Source organism: Nocardia suismassiliense, from assembly GCF_900269665.1.
Classification (GTDB): Bacteria; Actinomycetota; Actinomycetes; order Mycobacteriales; family Mycobacteriaceae; genus Nocardia; species Nocardia suismassiliense.
The window spans coordinates 2,178,748-2,196,814 of sequence record NZ_LT985361.1; the positions used below are offsets into that span (position 1 = coordinate 2,178,748).

The 18,067-nt window shown below is 66.3% G+C and carries 15 protein-coding genes and 1 tRNA gene; 9 read left to right on the forward strand and 7 right to left on the reverse strand.

Features of this window, described 5'->3' with window-relative positions; translation table 11 throughout:
- Positions 1-52: 52 nt before the first annotated feature.
- A complete protein-coding gene (locus DBO33_RS09640) occupies positions 53-571 on the forward strand; it encodes a DUF6301 family protein (protein WP_159080184.1) in 519 nt (172 codons plus the stop codon).
- 149 nt (positions 572-720) lie between these two features.
- Here the strand turns inward: DBO33_RS09640 and DBO33_RS09645 are convergent, their stop codons facing one another.
- Positions 721-1,656 carry a LysR substrate-binding domain-containing protein gene (locus tag DBO33_RS09645; RefSeq protein WP_107654725.1) on the reverse strand — a complete coding sequence of 312 codons (936 nt, stop codon included), beginning with the start codon at positions 1,654-1,656 and terminating at the stop codon, positions 721-723.
- Positions 1,657-1,765: 109 nt separating this feature from the next.
- Here DBO33_RS09645 and fdxA point away from each other — a divergent pair, with 109 nt between their 5' ends.
- Positions 1,766-2,095 (forward strand): ferredoxin, encoded by a 330-nt coding sequence (fdxA, locus tag DBO33_RS09650; protein ID WP_107660117.1) that lies wholly within the window; start codon positions 1,766-1,768, stop codon positions 2,093-2,095.
- A gap of 62 nt (positions 2,096-2,157) precedes the next feature.
- Here fdxA and DBO33_RS09655 read toward each other — a convergent pair whose 3' ends face one another.
- From DBO33_RS09655 to DBO33_RS09675, 6 genes are all read right to left on the reverse strand, one after another.
- A complete protein-coding gene (locus DBO33_RS09655) occupies positions 2,158-3,153 on the reverse strand; it encodes a hypothetical protein (protein WP_107654726.1) in 996 nt (331 codons plus the stop codon).
- Between the two features lie 293 nt (positions 3,154-3,446).
- Positions 3,447-3,665 (reverse strand): DUF6188 family protein, encoded by a 219-nt coding sequence (locus tag DBO33_RS44670; RefSeq protein WP_407670607.1) that lies wholly within the window; start codon positions 3,663-3,665, stop codon positions 3,447-3,449.
- Between the two features lie 6 nt (positions 3,666-3,671).
- Positions 3,672-3,854 carry a hypothetical protein gene (locus DBO33_RS09660; protein ID WP_107654727.1) on the reverse strand — a complete coding sequence of 61 codons (183 nt, stop codon included), beginning with the start codon at positions 3,852-3,854 and terminating at the stop codon, positions 3,672-3,674.
- Positions 3,855-3,862: 8 nt separating this feature from the next.
- Positions 3,863-4,219 carry a helix-turn-helix domain-containing protein gene (locus DBO33_RS09665; RefSeq protein WP_234390758.1) on the reverse strand — a complete coding sequence of 119 codons (357 nt, stop codon included), beginning with the start codon at positions 4,217-4,219 and terminating at the stop codon, positions 3,863-3,865.
- Positions 4,220-5,222: 1,003 nt separating this feature from the next.
- Positions 5,223-5,299: transfer RNA gene (locus DBO33_RS09670), tRNA-Arg, on the reverse strand.
- Positions 5,300-5,368: 69 nt separating this feature from the next.
- The gene (locus DBO33_RS09675) at positions 5,369-5,755 is read right to left on the reverse strand and encodes a DUF4345 family protein (protein ID WP_199856568.1); all 387 of its coding nucleotides are present in this window, start codon (positions 5,753-5,755) and stop codon (positions 5,369-5,371) included.
- An 82-nt stretch (positions 5,756-5,837) separates the two neighbouring features.
- On the opposite strand from DBO33_RS09675, the gene DBO33_RS09680 reads away from it, so the two are divergent.
- The 7 genes from DBO33_RS09680 to DBO33_RS09710 all read left to right on the forward strand — a co-directional run bounded on the left by DBO33_RS09680 (position 5,838) and on the right by DBO33_RS09710 (position 18,033).
- Positions 5,838-7,871: a cytochrome c oxidase assembly protein gene (locus DBO33_RS09680; RefSeq protein ID WP_107654728.1), complete on the forward strand. Its 2,034-nt coding sequence runs from the start codon at positions 5,838-5,840 to the stop codon at positions 7,869-7,871.
- Between the two features lie 69 nt (positions 7,872-7,940).
- Complete coding sequence (locus DBO33_RS09685; protein ID WP_107654729.1) at positions 7,941-8,909, forward strand: threonine/serine dehydratase; 969 nt, start codon at positions 7,941-7,943, stop codon at positions 8,907-8,909.
- 177 nt (positions 8,910-9,086) lie between these two features.
- Positions 9,087-9,578: a single-stranded DNA-binding protein gene (locus tag DBO33_RS09690; RefSeq protein ID WP_107654730.1), complete on the forward strand. Its 492-nt coding sequence runs from the start codon at positions 9,087-9,089 to the stop codon at positions 9,576-9,578.
- An 88-nt stretch (positions 9,579-9,666) separates the two neighbouring features.
- A complete protein-coding gene (gene ettA / locus DBO33_RS09695) occupies positions 9,667-11,343 on the forward strand; it encodes an energy-dependent translational throttle protein EttA (RefSeq protein ID WP_107654731.1) in 1,677 nt (558 codons plus the stop codon).
- Positions 11,344-11,910: 567 nt separating this feature from the next.
- Positions 11,911-16,860, forward strand: a complete 4,950-nt coding sequence (locus DBO33_RS09700; protein ID WP_107654732.1) for an NAD-glutamate dehydrogenase — start codon at positions 11,911-11,913, stop codon at positions 16,858-16,860.
- Positions 16,861-16,868: 8 nt separating this feature from the next.
- Positions 16,869-17,324, forward strand: a complete 456-nt coding sequence (locus DBO33_RS09705) for an acyl-CoA thioesterase (protein WP_107654733.1) — start codon at positions 16,869-16,871, stop codon at positions 17,322-17,324.
- Positions 17,325-17,367: 43 nt separating this feature from the next.
- Positions 17,368-18,033 carry a hypothetical protein gene (locus DBO33_RS09710; RefSeq protein WP_107654734.1) on the forward strand — a complete coding sequence of 222 codons (666 nt, stop codon included), beginning with the start codon at positions 17,368-17,370 and terminating at the stop codon, positions 18,031-18,033.
- Positions 18,034-18,067: the final 34 nt, after the last annotated feature.

An 18,067-nucleotide genomic window follows, 5' to 3' on the forward strand; every position in this document is an offset into this window, starting at 1 on the left:
TGTGCCCAGCGCGGTTCCGCGTGATATGCCCAGTCAGACAGGAGGGTTGAAAATGGCTGATCTCAATGCAAGCAGTGGCAACTCAGTGACAGGGTGGCGCGAGTTGGCTGATGCAGAGATCGTTGATCTCGCTACCACGCTGCGTTCGTTGGTTTGGTCGTGGCGGATGGACAACCTCATGCGGTTGTTGGTGGTATTCGGCTGGCACGATCCGATCTTCGAGTCGTGCGATTGGGTCCGGTTCGACTCCGGACTCGGGCCCGGCACCTGCGATGTCATCGGCCGCGACGGCGAGGCCGAACGCATCGAGGTCGCGGTGACCACCCTCGCCGCCGATGACGCTGCCGGTCAGGCCAAGGTGCATGATGCGTTCATCCGTATGACCGCCGCGCTGACAGCAACGCTCGGAGAGCCGACCGCGAGGATCGCGGACACGATTCCCGAGATCCGATGGGCTGGCGAAGAAACCACTCTGCTGTTGACGGGTCTGTTGCAGATGGTGCGGCTGTGCTTGGTGGCCAATGCATGGCTCGCCGACTACGACGCGGCGAACGGCTTGCGAGAACAGTGAACGACCTGATCCAGGTGGCCATCTGTATGCAAGTTTGAGCTTGGTCGACGATGAGGTCACAGTGCAGCGCCGGGGATGGTGTCGGTCGATTCGACCGCCGCGCTGGTTGCGATGAGCGTCGGCAGAGCCGGAGGCTATACGCCCGGCGCCTACTGCGGCGCCCGCCGCTTGCGTGTTGCCTCTATGCGGGTGGCGAGCTCAACGAGGTCTTGTGCGGGGCCGTTGGGTGGTGTGCGGCGGTGCCAGATGGCGCGAAACTTTCGGGTCAGGACGATCGAGTCGTCCAGTGACACTTCGTGGAGGGTGCGGGCGCGTAGTTCGTGAGCGACGATGAGGCGGCTGACCACCGCGGGTGCGGCGGCGCTGCGGGCGGTGGCGAGAATCGCTGCGGCCGAGCCGAGTTCGGCTGCCGGTGGCGCCGGCGTGCCATGCATCTCGAGGGCTTGCCACACCGTATCGCGAGTGCCCGAGCCCTTCTCTCGCCATAGCAGCGGAGTGTCGGCGAGTTCGGCCAATGTCACCGCACGGCGACGGGTGGCCCATGGGTGAGTCGGTGCGACGACGACCACCAGGTCGTCGGCGACGAGTACGCGGCTGCCCAATCCGGGTGGTGGATGGGGTCCTTCGACGAAGCCGAGCTCGGTGGCGCGCTCGCGTACGGCTGTGGTCACCTGCTGGGAATTCGCCACCTCCAACGCTACCGCCAGTTCCGGCCGGATTTTGCGTAGCGCTGATAGCCAGTGCGGAATGCGATGGTCGGCAATGGTTTTCGACGCCGCGATGTGCAGGCTCGGGCGTGCGGTGTGGTGCAGGGCCGCGATACCGTCGGCCAGCGTGGCCGCGGCCGCTAGTACGGGGCGGCTGAGTTCGATGAGGGTGTGACCGGCATCGGTGAGTGCCGAACCGGTGTGCCCGCGATCGAGCAGCCGCAGGCGCAGACGACGTTCCAGCGTGCTGATGCGCATGCCGGCGGCGGGCTGGCTGATGCCGTGCCGTCGTGCTGCCGCGCCGAGGCTGCCCAGCTCTGCCACCGAGACAAGCAGATCGAGTACCTCTAGGTCGGGTGTACCCGGCGGCAGGGTCATAAGGTCACCTTATGAAGCGGTGGGTATTGACCGCTACCCGGCGGTGGGGAAGGGCACCAAGCTCGTAACTGTCCCGAGTCGCGGGCATAGGACAGTGGAGGGGAACATCATGACGTTTGTAATCGGCGCCGCCTGCGTCGACGTGCTCGATAAGGCTTGCATCGAGGAGTGCCCGATCGACTGCATCTTCATCGGTGATCGGATGGCCTACATTCAGCCCGACGAATGCATCGATTGCGCGGCGTGTGAACCGGTCTGCCCGGTCGAAGCAATCTACTTCGAAGACGACATCCCCGCCGAGCAAGAGCAATTCGTTACCGAGAACGCCCGCTTCTTCGCTGAGCCGCTGCCCGGACGGACAACACCACTCGGGCATCCCGGCGGCGGGACAGTGGTCGGTGCGCTGGGAGTCGATACCACCTATGTGCAGCAATATTGAGAGCACGTGGTTGCCGAGCGCCGTCGTGGATTCTGTCGAAGACGGTCATGTCGATGGGTGGTCTATTCGAGCCGGACGATCGTGATCCGCTCGCCGTCGGTCACTGCAAACCGCTGACCGGCGGGGTCGAGCGCCACTCGCGCTCTCCCGGAAAAGGATTCGTCCCACACGATGGAGCTGGTTGCTGGGCCAGTCGATAGGTCGGGCCATTCGGCCATCAGTGCGCCGCTTGTGGAGTCGTAGAGGCGGGGGTACTCGTGGAGCGCCAGAATGTGCCCCGCCATCGCAACGACGTCGCCCGCAGTCAGATCAAGCTGCCTGCGCCAGACGAAAGTCTTGGTGGCGGGCGACCAGCGCGCCAACATATCGGGCCCTAGCGATTCGGGATCTTCAGGAACCGCGGCCCCCGGGCAGGTGCTGATGACGAAGTCGTCGTTGTCGAGGAAGTACGCGCCGGCGACATCAGCGCTTGTCGGCGCCGATCCGCACTGAGAATCGAGTACGGCCGGTTCGGTCGATGCCCGAGACAGCTCGTAGACAGCCAACCAATCCACGGGGTGCCATACCCATCCGGCGCTGAGCAGATACCGCCCGTTGGGGGAGACCGCCAAACGGGAATGGAAGACATCCTCAGGCTCGCGATCCGTGTCGACGGTGATGCGCTCACCGCTCACCGCGACCTCGACCTCCAAGCGGTTGTAGTCCTCAGGACAATGCACCAGCCCGGTACGGCCGTCCGGAAGTGTGTACAGCGCCAACGGGTATCGATAGGCATCGGCGCAGTAGTCGCTGCGGTTGATTTCGCGGATGAGCTCACCATCGGGCTTCAGCAGCAGCCCCGTGGTGCCGGTGCTCGCTACCAGTGCGACAACATCGCGGCGTGGTGACACCGTCGCGGCATCGAACTCGGCGCCGTAGCCGCTCATCCTCGATGAACCTGAGGACCCGTCCAACGGAATCGACCGCCAGCCCGCAGCGACGTCGTACAGCCCTTCGTCAGTCCAGACCAGCGCCTTCGCACCCTCGACCGCGACCACATCCCGATGAACCTCTCGCATACGCCCAAGTCTGGCAAGCAGTTACGACGTCTATCCGGCCGGGCTTGTCGTGACCGCTGACTGCACGAGATTGGCGGCGCACTCTCGTTGCAACTGAGTTCGTCTTCGCCAGTGACGTTTTCGGGTCCGGACAAGACTGGTCGATCACCACCGGGCTCTCCGATGAGAAGACGGTCAAAACCCTTCGGAGAGTGCAGCGAAAGCTAGCCGCCGCGGTTCGGGAAGCGCTCTTCGGCCCCCGGTCACAGTGAGCGGAGCGGCATACGTGGCGCGATCCGCCCATCCGGTTTACGTCACCTGCTTTTGCGGGCAGACCAAATGGCGAACTCCCCACCCGGCAAACAAATGACCCGGGAGCCATCCAGCCCCACAATTCCCCAGGATTCATACTGGTCGTGGACAGGGACATGAATCGAAGCGCCGGAATCGAACTCGAGACTCAACCCTTCGACTTCACTGGCATCGGCTCTCGTCACGGTAGAACCAACGAGCGATTCCAGTTCGGAACTGATGTCGGCTTACTCACCGGCCGTGGCCTGTAACCGGTTCCCAGCAGGCGTCCCAAAGGCCAGGCCACCCTCGATCTGCAACTCGAACTCGTTCGGCGAACCCAGCCGAATCGTCGCCGTGAACCCTACGACTACCTCCGCTACCTGCTGTCCGACGATGACCAACTGCACGAACCGGCCCGCATCGGTCACCTGAGCACTCAGTCTCGGTCGGTGCGCTGGTCGAGGCTGTGTTGCAGGTCGGTGTTGAGCCGTTGGGCTTCGGCGAGTTGGTCTTCGAGGATGACGATGCGGCAGGCGGCCTCGAGCGGGTTGCCCGCGTCGACGAGTTCACGCACGCGCCCGGCGATACGTAGTTGGTAGCGCGAGTAGCGGCGGTGCCCGCCGGCCGAGCGTTGCGGGGTCAACAGTCGCGCGGCGTCGAGCCCGCGCAGAAAGGATTGGGTGACGCCGAGGATTTCCGCGGCACGCCCCATGCTGTAGGCGGGGTAGTCGTCGTCATCGAGTTTGTCCGAGGCGCTGGGACCGTCGGCGGGATGGTTGTTCGGTTGCTGCACAGCACCTCTCGGGAGTCAACGTCGGCAGGCCCCGGCGCGGGTGCGCCGGGGCCTGGGATTTACAGAAGAGGGGATTTGATTGACTTCAATTCCTTTCATCGGCCGTGTCGGCCGATGACCTACACCGCTCCCGACACTGTCCGGGACGCGGAACCGATAAGTGACTACTCAGTGACCACCTCCCAGATCGCCGGTCTTACTTCAGGGTTGTTCGTGTCTTGCTAGTACTTCACTGACTTCTTCGTCCCCTCCGGCGGTCCGGCCCAGTGCACCGGATTCTCTTCTCCGCCGGAGGGGGACGGTGGAACTTGCTGTTCCGGGCAGTTCACCTGCCCGGCCGCTGGACTTCTTCATGCGAACGACAGCGACTGTATATCGACTGTTGGCAAATGTCTACCTCCGGCAGTGCAGATTTTCATCCGCCACTGGAGATGATTACTTCACCGCGCCACGGCGGTTTCGCTGGGCCGAGCGCTGTCCGAGATCGACGCCGTGCCGACTCGGCTCGGACGACGTCTGCCTACAACTTTGTGGGACCACCTGCCAGGCAAGACTTTTGAGTCGCATCGAGTGGCGTCATGGGGCGCGAACCCGGCGATGACGTCGGCCAGGGCGGTGGCGGATCACGCTTGCGGCGCTGAAGTGATCGCTCACTTCGCCCTGGATGGGCCGTTGGATCCCGGCGGCTGGAAGGCGGGTCGATGCTCGTGCGGGTGCCGCCTGTATCAACTGGGCCCGGTGTGACTGCGGGGGCTGGATATGCAGTGGAACGCCGCATGGGTGATGTGGTGAGAGCTCGCCGGGTCGCGGTGAGTGACGCGCCCTTGATGGTGTCGGCGGTGGCCGGCTGCCACCTCAGATCGCACCGTTGGCGCGGGCTCCGAGTTGCGTCGGCAGTTGGGCGAGGCGTAGGGGGCTGCTCGCAATCATCCCACCTGTTTGACCACTGCATCGGGTGGGTAATCCCCCTGTGGCGCACTGTTTGTGCAGACCACAGGGGGTGTGGCGCCCCCGGCAGGAATCGAACCTGCGACCTAGGGATTAGAAGGCCCTTGCTCTATCCAACTGAGCTACGGAGGCAGTGGGTTCCACCATGGCCGACATTGGTCGTGCTGTCCAGCGCGCCAATTATAGCGACCGACCAGATGGCTAGGGGTCGAGCGTGACGGCGAGTACGAGCATTGCGGCCATGATCACCTCGAGCACCAGGTAGAACCAGACGGGGAAGAAAGCGGACGGGCTTTCGACGAAACCCGACCAGATCCGGCCGACCGCCATGCCGCCGAGCGCGGCGGCGACTGCGACACAGGCCCCGAATCTGAGGTTGCCGACATCGGCGGCGGCCAACCCGAGAATCACCGCGATGGCGATGCCGAAACCGCCGTAGACGGCTCGCACCTCGGCGCGGGCGTCCGCGCGGTCGGCGAGCAGCCCGAGTGGGTCGACGAGTTGGCTGGGCCGCAGTAGCCCGTAGACGCCCATGGCGGCGAAGAACAATGCCACCAAGGCAATCAACACGATCGACACGATCGACATTGCACCTCCGTGATTCGCCGACCACCCTATCGGTACAAACCCGACGCGGCCACGCGATAACAATCGAACTACGCTGTGTCGTATGTCGTCAGCGCAGGATCCGTCCGCTTCATCAGGTCTGGAGGTGACTCGGTCGGCGGCGACATACGCGGTGATCATCGCGCTGGCGGGGGCGATCGCGGCGGTGGTCGCGGCGCTGGTGGTCGCGTTGTCCGCGGCGCACGCGCTGAGTCTGCTCGGCATTCCGGATCCGGGCCCGCTGACCACCTACGGCCTGCCCGCGGTGCGCGCGCTCGCCGATCTGTCGGCGGCGCTGACCGTCGGTTCGCTGTTGTTCGCCGCGTTCCTGGTGCCGCCGCAGGCGAGCGGCCTGCTCGATGTCGGTGGTTATCGCGCGATTCGGCGCGCCTCGAATTTCGCGCTCATCTGGGCGGGTTGCGCCGCGCTGCTCGTTCCGTTGACGGTGTCGGACACCACGGGGCAGCCGGTCGGTGACACGCTGCGGCCGGACGGTCTGTGGCGCGCCATCGATCAGATCGAGCTGGCAGGCGCCTGGCGGACCACGGTGATCTTCGCGCTGATCGTGGCGGTCGGTGCCCGGCTCGCGTTGCGCTGGGGGTGGACGCCGGTGCTGTTCGCCGGGTCGATCGTGACGATGATGCCGCTGGCGTTGACCGGGCACTCGTCCTCGGGCGGCGCGCACGACGTCGCCACCAACAGCCTGATCCTGCACCTGGTTTCGGCTGCGGTCTGGGTCGGCGGCCTTTTCGCGCTACTGGCGCATGCACGCCGTGGTGGCGCGCACACCGACCTGGCCGCGCGGCGGTTCTCGCTGACCGCGACCCTCGCGTTCGTCACCATCGGGATCAGCGGAGTGATCAACTCCTGGGTCCGGGTGCCGTGGGACGAACTGTTCACCACCACCTACGGCAAGCTGGTGCTCGCCAAGGCCGCCGCGCTGCTGATCCTCGGTGTGATCGGCTTCGCGCAGCGGCGCGCCGCACTGCCCGCCCTCGCCGCCGACCCGGCCGATCGTGGCGCGCTGATCCGGTTCGCCGGTGTCGAGGTGCTGATCTTCGCGGCGACCATGGGGCTCGCGGTCGGCCTCGGCCGGACCCCGCCGCCACCACCGACCGCGCTCCCGACGCCCGCCGAGGTAGAACTCGGCTACAACCTGGCCGGGCCGCCGACCGTCGGGCGACTGCTGTTCGACTGGCGCTTCGACCTGATCTTCGGGACGCTGGCGATCGTGCTCGCGGTGGTGTACCTGCTCGGCGTGCGCCGACTGCGGGCCCGCGGCGACGCGTGGCCGGTCGGGCGGACCATCGCCTGGTTGTCCGGCTGCTTTGTCCTACTGATCGCCACTTCGTCCGGGGTCGGGCGGTACGCACCCGCGATGTTCAGTGTGCACATGGGCGCGCACATGGCGCTGTCCATGCTCGCGCCGATTCTGTTCGCCCTGGGCGGGGCGGTGACGCTCGCGTTGCGCGCCTTGCCGCCCGCCGGCCGCACCGGCGCTCCCGGACCACGCGAGTGGATTCTCGCCGCGGTGCACAACCCGGTGTCGCGCTTCCTGACCCATCCGATCGTGGCGTCGGTCATCTTCGTAGGCGGTTTCTACGCGCTCTACCTGGGCGGGATCTTCGACACGTACGCGGATTCGCATGCGGCACACCTGCTGATGAACCTGCACTTCCTGCTCAGCGGCTACCTCTTCTACTGGGTTGTCATCGGCATCGACCCCAAGCCGCGCCAGGTGGAACCGCTGACCAAACTCGGCATGGTGTTCGGTTCGCTGCCTTTCCACGCGTTCTTCGGTATCGCGCTGATGAGCATGACCACGGTGCTCGGCGGCTGGTTCTACCGCAGTCTCGGCCTCGACTGGAACGGCGACCTGCTCGGCGATCAGCGCACCGGCGGTAGCCTGGCCTGGGCCAGCGGTGAGGTGCCGCTCGTCGTGGTGATGCTCGCCCTGCTCATCCAGTGGTCGCGCAGCGATCGAAAGCTGGCGCAGCGCACCGATCGAGCCGCCGACCGCGACCATGACGCCGCCCTCTCCGCGCACAACGCGATGTTCGCCGAGCTGGCCAAACGCGATGGAGGGGTACACAAGTAGGGGTAGGACCATGCCTGCGGGCATGAGGTCTCAGGTCATGGTGGAGTCGAGCGTGGTCAAGGTGTGGTTGTGAACGAACGGTCCGTAGTTGTCTCCGCACACAGACCGATCGATCGGATCTACCGATCCGATGTGCGGGCCGCGCGTAAGCGGCTGGCCGGACGGATCCGCAAGACACCGGTCTTCCACACCACCGTTACTGGGCCGAACGGTCCGGTACCGGTCACCATGAAGCTCGAATACCTGCAGCACGGCGGCACTTTCAAGGTTCGGGGCAGCCTCAACGCACTACTGGCGTCCGCGGCGAGCGTCGACCAGGTGGTGATCGCGTCCGGCGGCAACGCGGGCATCGCCGCCGCGCTGGCGGCCGCGCAGCTAGGAAAGTCCTGCACCGTGGTGGTTCCGGAGTCGGCGCCGCATACCAAGGTCGCCGCGATGTGGTCGCACGGTGCCGAGGTGCTCTGGCACGGAACGACATACGCCGAGGCGCTCGACTACGCGAACGAGCTCGCCGCGGAACGCAATGCGCTGCAGCTGCATGCCTACGACCTGCCTGCGATCGTCGCGGGAGCGGGTGTGGTCGGCTTGGAAATCGAGGAACAGGTGCGTGGTCGGCCGTCGGTGCTTGCCGCGGTGGGCGGCGGCGGGCTGGTGGCGGGCATTGCGGCTGCGATCGGCCGTCGGCAGCAGGTGATCGGGGTCGAGCCGGAAGGCATTCCCACGCTGCATGCGGCATTGTCCGCGAACCGGCCGGTCGAGGTCGGGGTGTCCAGCATCGCGGCGGAATCACTGGGCGCCACCAGAATCGGCGATATCGCGATGGATATCGCGCGGCGTTATCAGGTGCGTTCGCTGCTGGTGACCGACGACGCGATTGCGACGGCCCGTGATTACCTGTGGCGCGAGTTCCGCGTCGTGGTGGAATTCGCGGGTGCGGCGGCGTTGGCGGCCGTGCAGAGCGGCGTGTACGTGCCGGCCGACGATGAGCGTCCGGTCATCGTCCTCTGTGGTGCCAACACGGATCTCTCAGTGCTGTAATCACTTTCGCATCCCTTTGCCCTGAAAGAAGCACGGGATATCCACATGCGAGAAAGTTGTCCACATTCTCGGATCGAGGCGCCCGGCCGCCCGCCGAATCGATGAGGCTGGAGACACTCCTCGAGGGGAGGAAGTCCCCGGGCAACCGCCACGGGTCGAATGCGAAGGGGCGTCATCATGTACGAGGCGAACGCGACCGTGATCGGCACCATCGTCAACAATCCGGTGAAGCGGGACCTGTCCAACGGTGAGCAGGTGCTGAGCTTCCGGATGGCGAGCAACTCGCGCCGGCTGGACCGCGTGACGGGGGAGTGGGTGGACAACGGCACCTTGTTTCTCACGGTGAACTGCTGGCGCAGGCTGGTCGCGGGCGTCGAGGGCTCGTTGCGCCGCGGCGATCCGGTCATCGCCCATGGTCAGTTGCGATCGCTGGAATATCGCAGCAAGGACGGCTCGGAACGGCGCGACCTGGAGATGCGGGCCAGCGCCGTCGGCCCCGACCTCGCGCGCTGCGTCGCCCAGGTGACCCGGTGGTCGGAGATGCGGAATACTGGAGATGGCTTCGGCGCTGAACAACCAGGGCCGGCAGGCGATGGGCCGGGGGAGAATGTCGCTGCCGCAGTTGCGGCGCCACCCCGGACAACCCACCCCGAGCACGCCGACGCCTGACCCCGGCGCGGCGCAGTTCCGGCCGCGCGTTGCGAGGGGTATCCGCCGGTTCAACTCACCGTTTCCGACACCGATAGGCTTCCTCCTTATGGCTGAGTTCATTTACACGATGAAGAAGGTTCGCAAGGCGCACGGCGACAAAGTCGTGCTCGACGATGTCACCTTGAACTTCCTTCCCGGCGCCAAGATCGGTGTCGTCGGCCCGAACGGCGCCGGTAAATCCAGCGTGCTCAAGATCATGGCCGGACTGGACCAGCCGAACAACGGCGACGCCTTTCTCGCCAACGGCGCGACGGTCGGCATCCTGCAGCAGGAGCCGCCGCTGAACGAAGAGAAGACGGTTCGCGGCAACGTCGAGGAGGGCCTCGGCGAGATCAAGGTGAAGCTGGATCGCTTCAACGAGATCGCCGAGCTGATGGCCACCGACTACTCCGACGAGCTCATGGAAGAAATGGGCAAGTTGCAGGAGGACCTGGATCACGCCGACGCGTGGGACGTCGACTCCCAGCTGGAGCAGGCCATGGACGCACTGCGCTGCCCGCCGCCGGATGAGCCGGTCACCCAGCTCTCCGGTGGTGAACGACGCCGCGTCGCGCTGTGCAAACTGCTGCTGAGCAAGCCCGACCTGCTGCTGCTCGACGAGCCGACCAACCACCTCGACGCCGAGAGCGTGCTGTGGCTCGAACAGCACCTGGCCGCGTACGCGGGCGCCGTGCTCGCCGTCACCCACGACCGGTACTTCCTGGACAACGTCGCCGAGTGGATCCTCGAACTCGACCGCGGCCGCGCCTACCCCTACGAGGGCAACTACTCCACCTACCTGGAGAAGAAGGCTCAGCGACTCGAGGTCCAGGGCAAGAAGGACCAGAAGCTGCAGAAGCGGCTCAAGGACGAGCTGGCCTGGGTGCGCTCCGGCGCCAAGGCCCGCCAGGCCAAGAACAAGGCTCGCCTCGGTCGATACGAGGAGATGGCGGCCGAGGCCGACAAGCACCGGAAGTTGGATTTCGAAGAGATCCAGATTCCGGCAGGCCCGCGCCTCGGCAGCGTGGTGGTTGAGGTCTCGCACCTGGACAAGGGCTACGGCGACCGCCAGCTCATCAAGGATCTGTCGTTCACGTTGCCGCGCAACGGCATTGTCGGCGTCATCGGCCCGAACGGTGTCGGTAAGACCACGCTGTTCAAGACCATCGTCGGGCTCGAATCCCCCGACAGCGGTGAGGTGAAGGTCGGCGAGACGGTCAAGCTGAGCTACGTCGACCAGAACCGGGCAGGCATCGACCCGAAGAAGAACGTCTGGCAGGTCGTGTCCGAGGGCCTCGACTTCATCCAGGTCGGTAATCAGGAAATGCCGTCGCGCGCGTACGTCAGCGCGTTCGGCTTCAAGGGCCCGGACCAGCAGAAGCCGGCCGGCGTGCTCTCCGGTGGTGAGCGGAACCGGCTGAACCTGGCGCTCACCCTCAAGCAGGGTGGAAACCTGATCCTGCTCGACGAGCCGACCAACGACCTCGACGTGGAGACGCTGGGTTCGCTGGAGAACGCGCTCGAGCAGTTCCCGGGTTGCGCCGTGGTCATCTCCCACGATCGCTGGTTCCTCGACCGCACCTGCACCCACATCCTGGCGTGGGAGGGCGACGCCGACAACGACGCCAAGTGGTTCTGGTTCGAGGGCAACTTCGAGGCCTACGAAGCCAACAAGATCGAGCGCCTCGGCCTGGAAGCGGCCCGCCCGCACCGGGTTACGCACCGCAAGCTGACCCGCGACTGATCGAGACCGCGGGCCGGCCAACCCCTCGGGTCGGCCCGCATCTCGGCTGTGCCTCGGCATAGCTGACTTGCTCCGGGATTCAGTCGTGCCATCGACATGACACCACGGCTAGATCCCGGCTTCCACCGAGCCGACACTTTCAGGCCCGGACCGACAGTTCGTCGCGCCACGATGAAGGACGTCCGTTATGTCTCGGATCCGGTACAACCGCACCCCACCGGCGCCCACAGCCAGTTCGAATCTCGCTAGTGTGGGACACGTGAATGCGCAGGCACAGTTCGAGCAATCGGCGGTTCCCACCGTCGACATGGTGGCCGAGCTGATCCGAGGTGCTTCGGCCCCGCTGCCGCCGCAGAAAGACCCTGTCGCGCACACCTGACGTTCGCGAGTCCGAACGATGCTGTGCCTGGATCCTTCATCCGAGCTGGGCAATCGCGTGGCGAACACCGCGGTGATGGTGAACACCCCAGGATTGGAAGGGATTTCACCCCCTCGCCTGCAACGCACAGCTACTCTCGGACCGGCGTCGCTTTGTTACGGAACCGAATCCGAGGAGTTGGCGAAAAAATGACGGTCTCGTCCGAATTGTCCAGTGCGGCGTGGGCCGCGAGTTTGCCGCAGGTACTGCGCGGCGAACTGGCGACCCTCGAGGAGGCGTATTTCCGCCACGTCGACGCTGGCGATGTGGACTGCGCGATCACCGGCATCACCCAGATCTTCCGGCGGCACATGGAATTGGCCATGCACCGCCCGGCGGGCCGGGCGTTGGTCCGGGTGTATCACCCCGACGACGGCTCCGGCCTCGGCGCGGCGGTGCAGCTGGTCACCGACGACATGCCCCTGCTTGTCGAATCGATCACTTCGTCGCTGAACAGGCTCGGCGTCAGCGTGAGCGAGGTTATCCACCCGATCTTCGAAGTCGAGCGCGATGCGGAGGGACGCCTGCAGCACGCCGCCCCGCACGAAGTGGACGGCACCAACGGTGCGACCGCACTGCGCGAATCATGGATGCACCTGCAACTGCACCCGGCCACCAGCCGGGCGCTGCTCAGCCGGATCGAATCCGGCATGCCGAACGTGATCGCCGATGTCCGCCAGGTCATCGGTGACACCGAGGCGATCAAGGATGTACAGAGCAGGCTGGCCGACGACCTGGAGCTGGCCGCCAAGTCGGGCACCGCGCCGTTCGCGGAAACCGACCTGTCCGACACCGCGAACCTGCTGCGCTGGTTGGCCAGCGGCAACTTCACCGTGCTCGGCTACGCCCGCTACCAGCTGAGCTCCGAGCAGGGGCGCGAGTCGTCCAACCCGATGCCGGGCACCTGCCTCGGCGTGCTCCGGCCCGACGTCGGCACCGATTTCCGGGTGCCGATCAACGCCACCGACCGGCCGCTGCTGATGCTGACCCAGGGTCTGGTGCCCGCCACCGTGCACCGCTCGGTGTACCCGTACTTCATCGGTGTCGCCGACTTCGACGAGGCAGGCACCATCGTCGGCGAGCACCTGTTCATCGGCGTCTTCACGGTCACCGCGGTGCACGAGAACGTGCTCGACATCCCGGTGATCGAGCGCCGGGTGCGTTCGGTGATCGAGGAGAGCGGCTTCGACCTGGAGTCGTTCTCCGGGCAGGCGATGCTCGAGGTCATCCAGTCCTTCCCGCGCACCGAGCTGTTCTCCTCCGACGCCGAGACGATGCGCCGGACCGCCCTCGCGGTGCTGAATATCGGTCTGCGCAGGCAGGTCCGGTTGTTCCTGCGCGCCGACGGATACGGCCGCTTCGTCGCCTGCATGGTCTACCTGCCGCGCGACCGCTACACCACCCGGGTGCGGCTGGAAATGCAGGAGATCCTGGTCCGCGAACTGGGCGGCGTCTCCATCGACTACTCGGCGCGGGTCGGCGAAAGTGACCTGGCCAGTGTGTATTTCACGGTGCGCATGCCCGAAGTCGAGTTCGGTGCGCCGCGCTACGCGGCACCGCCCGCGGACACCTCCGAGGCGAACCGGTTGCGCATCCAGGGCCTGCTCGCCGAGGCGAGCCGCACCTGGGAAGACCACCTGAACGACGAGGTCAGCACCTCCACCATGCTCGACCCGGCGGTCGTGCAGCGCTACGCCGAGGCGTTCCCGGATGCGTACAAGGAGGACTTCGAGGCAGGCCGTGCGCTCGCCGACATCGTCCGCCTGGAGCGGCTGCGCGAGGGTGGCATCGACCAATACCTGTACCGCAACGCGGATTCCGACCCGGGCACGTGGCGGTTCTCGCTCTACGTCGCAGGCCCCGGCATCTCGCTGAGCCAGGTGCTTCCGGTCCTGCAGAGCCTCGGTGTCGAGGTGGTCGACGAGCGTCCGTACCAGCTCGAACTGGAGCCGCAGCCCGGCGGTGACCCGAGCACCGGCGGCGAACGCTGGATCTACGACTTCGGTCTGCTGGCTCGCGCCGAGTTGCTGCGCAGCGCGCTCGACCGCGACCTGGATGCGGAACTGCTCGAGTCGTCCAAGCGGGCCGCCGTGCTGGAGGCGGAGGTTCGCGGCCTGCGCGAGCGGTTCACCGAGGCCTTCGAGGCGGCCTGGTACGGCCGCGCGGAAGCGGACGGACTCAATGAACTGGTGCTGCGCGCACGTCTGCCGTGGCGTGCGGTGTCGATCCTGCGCGCATACGCGAAGTACCTGCAGCAGGCCGGTTTTCCGTACAGCCAGGCCAACATCTGCCGGGTGCTGCTCACCTATCCGGACGTGGCCCGGCTGTTCGTGGACCTGTTCGGGGCGCGTTTCGACCCGGACAACTTCTCGGCCGAGCACGCCGCCGAGCTGGAGATCCAGGTCCGCGGCCGGATCGACGACGTGGTCAGCCTCGACGCCGACCGCATCCTGCGCGCCATCCTCAATCTGATCAGGGCGACGCTGCGCACCAACTACTACGTCACCGACGCCGAGGGCATGGCGCGGGACTACATCTCGATGAAGGTCGAGCCGCGTGAGATCAGCGAATTGCCCAAGCCCAGGCCGCAATTCGAGATCTTCGTGTACTCGCCGCGGGTCGAAGGTGTGCACCTGCGGTTCGGCTCGGTAGCCCGTGGTGGGTTGCGCTGGTCGGACCGGCTGGAGGACTTCCGCACCGAGGTGCTCGGCCTGGTGAAGGCTCAGGCGGTGAAGAACGCGGTGATCGTCCCCGTCGGCGCGAAGGGTGGCTTCGTCGTGAAGCAACCGCCTGCCGCCACCGGTGACCCCGTCGCGGACCGGCAGGCCCTCGGCGCCGAAGGCGTCAGCTGCTACCGCACCTTCATCTCCGGCCTGCTCGACGTCACCGACAATGTGGATCGCTCGACCGGCGAGGTAGTGCCGCCCGCCCGGGTGGTGCGCCGCGACGGCGACGACACCTACCTGGTGGTGGCCGCCGACAAGGGCACCGCCACCTTCTCCGACATCGCCAACGATGTGGCCCAGCGCTACGGTTTCTGGCTCGGCGACGCGTTCGCCTCGGGCGGCTCGGTGGGCTACGACCACAAGGCCATGGGCATCACCGCCAAGGGTGCCTGGGAGAGCGTCAAACGCCACTTCCAGGAAATGGACATCGACACCCAGACCGAGGATTTCACCGTCGTCGGCATCGGCGACATGAGCGGTGACGTCTTCGGCAACGGCATGCTGCTGTCCGAGCACATCCGCCTGCTCGCGGCGTTCGACCACCGGCACATCTTCCTGGACCCGAACCCGGACACCGCCGCCTCCTACGCCGAACGGCAGCGCATGTTCAAGCTGCCCCGCTCGTCGTGGGCCGACTACGACGCCTCGCTCATCAGCAAGGGCGGCGGTGTGTGGGACCGCACGGTGAAGTCGGTGCCGATCAGCCCGCAGGCGCGAAAGGCGTTGGGGCTGGCCGACGATGTCGAGTCGCTGTCCCCGCCCGAGCTGGTGCGTGCCATCCTGCTCGCGCCGGCCCAGCTGCTGTGGAACGGCGGCATCGGCACCTACATCAAGGCGAGCACCGAATCCAACGCCGACGTGGGCGACAAGTCCAACGATCTGGTCCGCGTCAACGGAAACGAATTGCGCGTCAAGGTGATCGGCGAGGGCGGCAACCTGGGTGCGACAGCGCTCGGCCGCATCGAGTTCTGCCGCCACGGCGGCAAGATGAACACCGACGCGCTCGACAACTCGGCCGGCGTCGACTGCTCCGACCATGAGGTCAACATCAAGGTGCTGCTCGACGGTGTGGTCAGCGCGGGCCAGCTGCCCGCGCCGGAACGCAACCCGCTGCTCGCCTCGATGACCGACGAGGTCGCGCGCATGGTGCTGGAAGACAATGTGGCGCAGAACTTCCTGATGGGCATGTCGCGCACCGACGCACCGCAGATGCTGAACGTGCACATGCGCCTGATCGAGGATCTCGAAGAGCGCCGCGGCCTGGACCGGGAGCTGGAGGCGCTGCCGTCGAAGGCGCAGCTCAAGCGCATGCTCGAGGAGGGCACCGGCCTGACGTCGCCGGAACTCGCCAATCTCATGGCGCACGTGAAGCTTTCGCTCAAGGCCGACCTGCTCGACACGGATCTGCCGGACAGCCCGTTCTTCGTCACCCGGCTGCCGGATTACTTCCCGACGCCGCTGCGCGACCGGTTCGGCGCCGCGATCAAGAAGCACCGGCTGCGCCGGGAGATTCTCACCACGATGATCGTGAACGAGATGGTCGACTACGGCGGCATCACCTACGCGCACCGGTTGAGCGAGGAGACCGGCGCCACGGCCACCGATTCGGTGCGCGCGTTCGCCGCGGCCACCGAGATCTTCGGCCTGCCGGAGATGTGGGCCAGAATCCGGGCGGCCGACGCCACCACCGCAGTGCGTGACCTGCTGGAACTGGAGACCAAGCGGACGCTGGACCGGGCGTCGCGCTGGTTCCTGAGCAACCGGCCGCAGCCGATCGCGGTCGGCGCGGAGATCAACCGGTACTGCCAGGACGTGCAGGCACTGGCGCCGAAGGTGCCGGGCTGGCTGCGCGGACATCACGTCGCGACGCTCACCGATCAGTCGGCCGAGCTCATCGCCCGCGGTGCGCCGACCGACCTGGCCACCGAGGTGTTCGGGCTGCTCAACCTGTTCCCGCTGCTCGACATCGTGGACATCGCCGACATCACCGATCGGGACGGCGACGAGGTCGGTGCGCTCTATTACGCGCTCAACGAGCACCTCAAGATCGACTGGTTGCTCCAGGCGGTCAGCCACCTCGAACGCGGTGACCGCTGGCACTCGCTGGCCAGGCTCGCGCTGCGCGACGATATGTACTCCTCGCTGCGCTCGCTGACCCTCGATGTGCTCTCCGCCGGTGACCCGGAAGAGAGCGCCGACGAGAAGATTGCATACTGGGAGTCGAAGAACCAGTCCCGGCTCGGGCGCGCCCGAGCGGCACTGTCGGAGTTGTTCGAGTCCGGAACCCACGATCTCGCCACGCTGTCGGTTGCGGCGCGGCAAGTGCGAAGCATGGTGAGCGGGGTGGGCGCCCAATCGGAGGTACCACGTTGACGAGCTCGTTGAACGGTAACGGGAAGGCGCACGGCGGCAACGTCGTGCTGCCCAAGCGTTTCCACACCCAGGTAGAGGTCAGATGGTCGGACATGGATGCTTTCCAGCATGTGAACCATGCCCGGATGGTGACCCTGCTGGAGGAGGCGCGGATCCCGTGGCTGCTCGAGCCCGGTAGGCCGACCGCCGCGCTCGGCACCGGCTGTGTGCTGGCCGACCTGCGGGTGAAGTATCGCGGTCAGCTGCGGCACGAGGACACGCCGCTCGATATCGCGATGTGGATCCAGCAGCTGCGGGCGGTCGACTTCACCATCGGTTACGAGGTGCGTGCCGCCAGTGCGGCGCCGGACTCGCCGGCCGCGGTGATCGCGTCCACCCAGATCGCCGCGTTCGACATGTCCGCGCAGCGGTTGCGCAGGCTCACCGATGCCGAACGCGACTATCTCGCCGAGTGGCTGGACTGATCCACATCGGTAGTCACGTAGCGCGAACGGCAGCACAGCCGTGATGGCGGAACAGCGTGTGCTGCACGTGCCCGATCCGGCGGAGCGAGAGAACCTCGCGACGTTCCTGACTCGGGCACTGCGGCTGGACCCCGCGGTGGTGGTACGTATCCGCCGCCGCGGGGAGCAGCACGTCTCGGCCTGGGTGGCAACGGGTTTCGAGGCGCTCGCGGTCCGCACCATCGTCGGCGAGCTCGGCGTCGACGATGTCACCGTCGGCGCCGACATGGTGCTGGCCGGGCTCGGCTCCGGCCTGCCCATCGACCTCGGCTATTCGATGGACTCCGCTTGGCGTGGGGCATTGCCCCCGATGGACGGTTTCAGCCACATCGACGACGTCCCGGCCCGCACCCTGGTCGAACTCGCCGAGCAGGGCGCGCGGTTGGCCAAGGAACATGGCAGCAGTCACGGCCCGCCCGCCTCGCTGCTCGACCAAGCTGTACTGACCGTCTCCGGTGGCGACATCGAGGTGGAGGTCCCGATGCGCGTCGTCTTCGCCCTCACCGCAATGGATTTCATCCCGCACTCCGGTGACAAAGCCGACCCCGCCCGCATCCTCCCCACCGAGATCGTCCGCGTCCGCGCCACCAACACCTGGCTGCGCATAGACGCCCGCTACGGTTCGGTGGCCCGCCGCCGAGGTGGCGGCATCTCCCTCTCCCCGAGCTGATCCACCGTCAGTCGCCCAGCCGGGCAACGGATTG

What these genes read in the sequence shown, in the direction of transcription:
- DBO33_RS09675 (WP_199856568.1), bottom strand. Translation starts at nt 5,755, where the DNA reads ATGTCGATCGTGTCGATCGTGTTGATTGCCTTGGTGGCATTGTTCTTC.
- DBO33_RS09680 (WP_107654728.1), top strand. Translation starts at nt 5,838, where the DNA reads ATGTCGTCAGCGCAGGATCCGTCCGCTTCATCAGGTCTGGAGGTGACT.
- DBO33_RS09645 (WP_107654725.1), bottom strand. Translation starts at nt 1,656, where the DNA reads ATGACCCTGCCGCCGGGTACACCCGACCTAGAGGTACTCGATCTGCTT.
- DBO33_RS09700 (WP_107654732.1), top strand. Translation starts at nt 11,911, where the DNA reads ATGACGGTCTCGTCCGAATTGTCCAGTGCGGCGTGGGCCGCGAGTTTG.
- DBO33_RS09655 (WP_107654726.1), bottom strand. Translation starts at nt 3,153, where the DNA reads ATGCGAGAGGTTCATCGGGATGTGGTCGCGGTCGAGGGTGCGAAGGCG.
- DBO33_RS09690 (WP_107654730.1), top strand. Translation starts at nt 9,087, where the DNA reads ATGTACGAGGCGAACGCGACCGTGATCGGCACCATCGTCAACAATCCG.
- DBO33_RS09640 (WP_159080184.1), top strand. Translation starts at nt 53, where the DNA reads ATGGCTGATCTCAATGCAAGCAGTGGCAACTCAGTGACAGGGTGGCGC.
- fdxA (WP_107660117.1), top strand. Translation starts at nt 1,766, where the DNA reads ATGACGTTTGTAATCGGCGCCGCCTGCGTCGACGTGCTCGATAAGGCT.
- DBO33_RS09710 (WP_107654734.1), top strand. Translation starts at nt 17,368, where the DNA reads ATGGCGGAACAGCGTGTGCTGCACGTGCCCGATCCGGCGGAGCGAGAG.
- ettA (WP_107654731.1), top strand. Translation starts at nt 9,667, where the DNA reads ATGGCTGAGTTCATTTACACGATGAAGAAGGTTCGCAAGGCGCACGGC.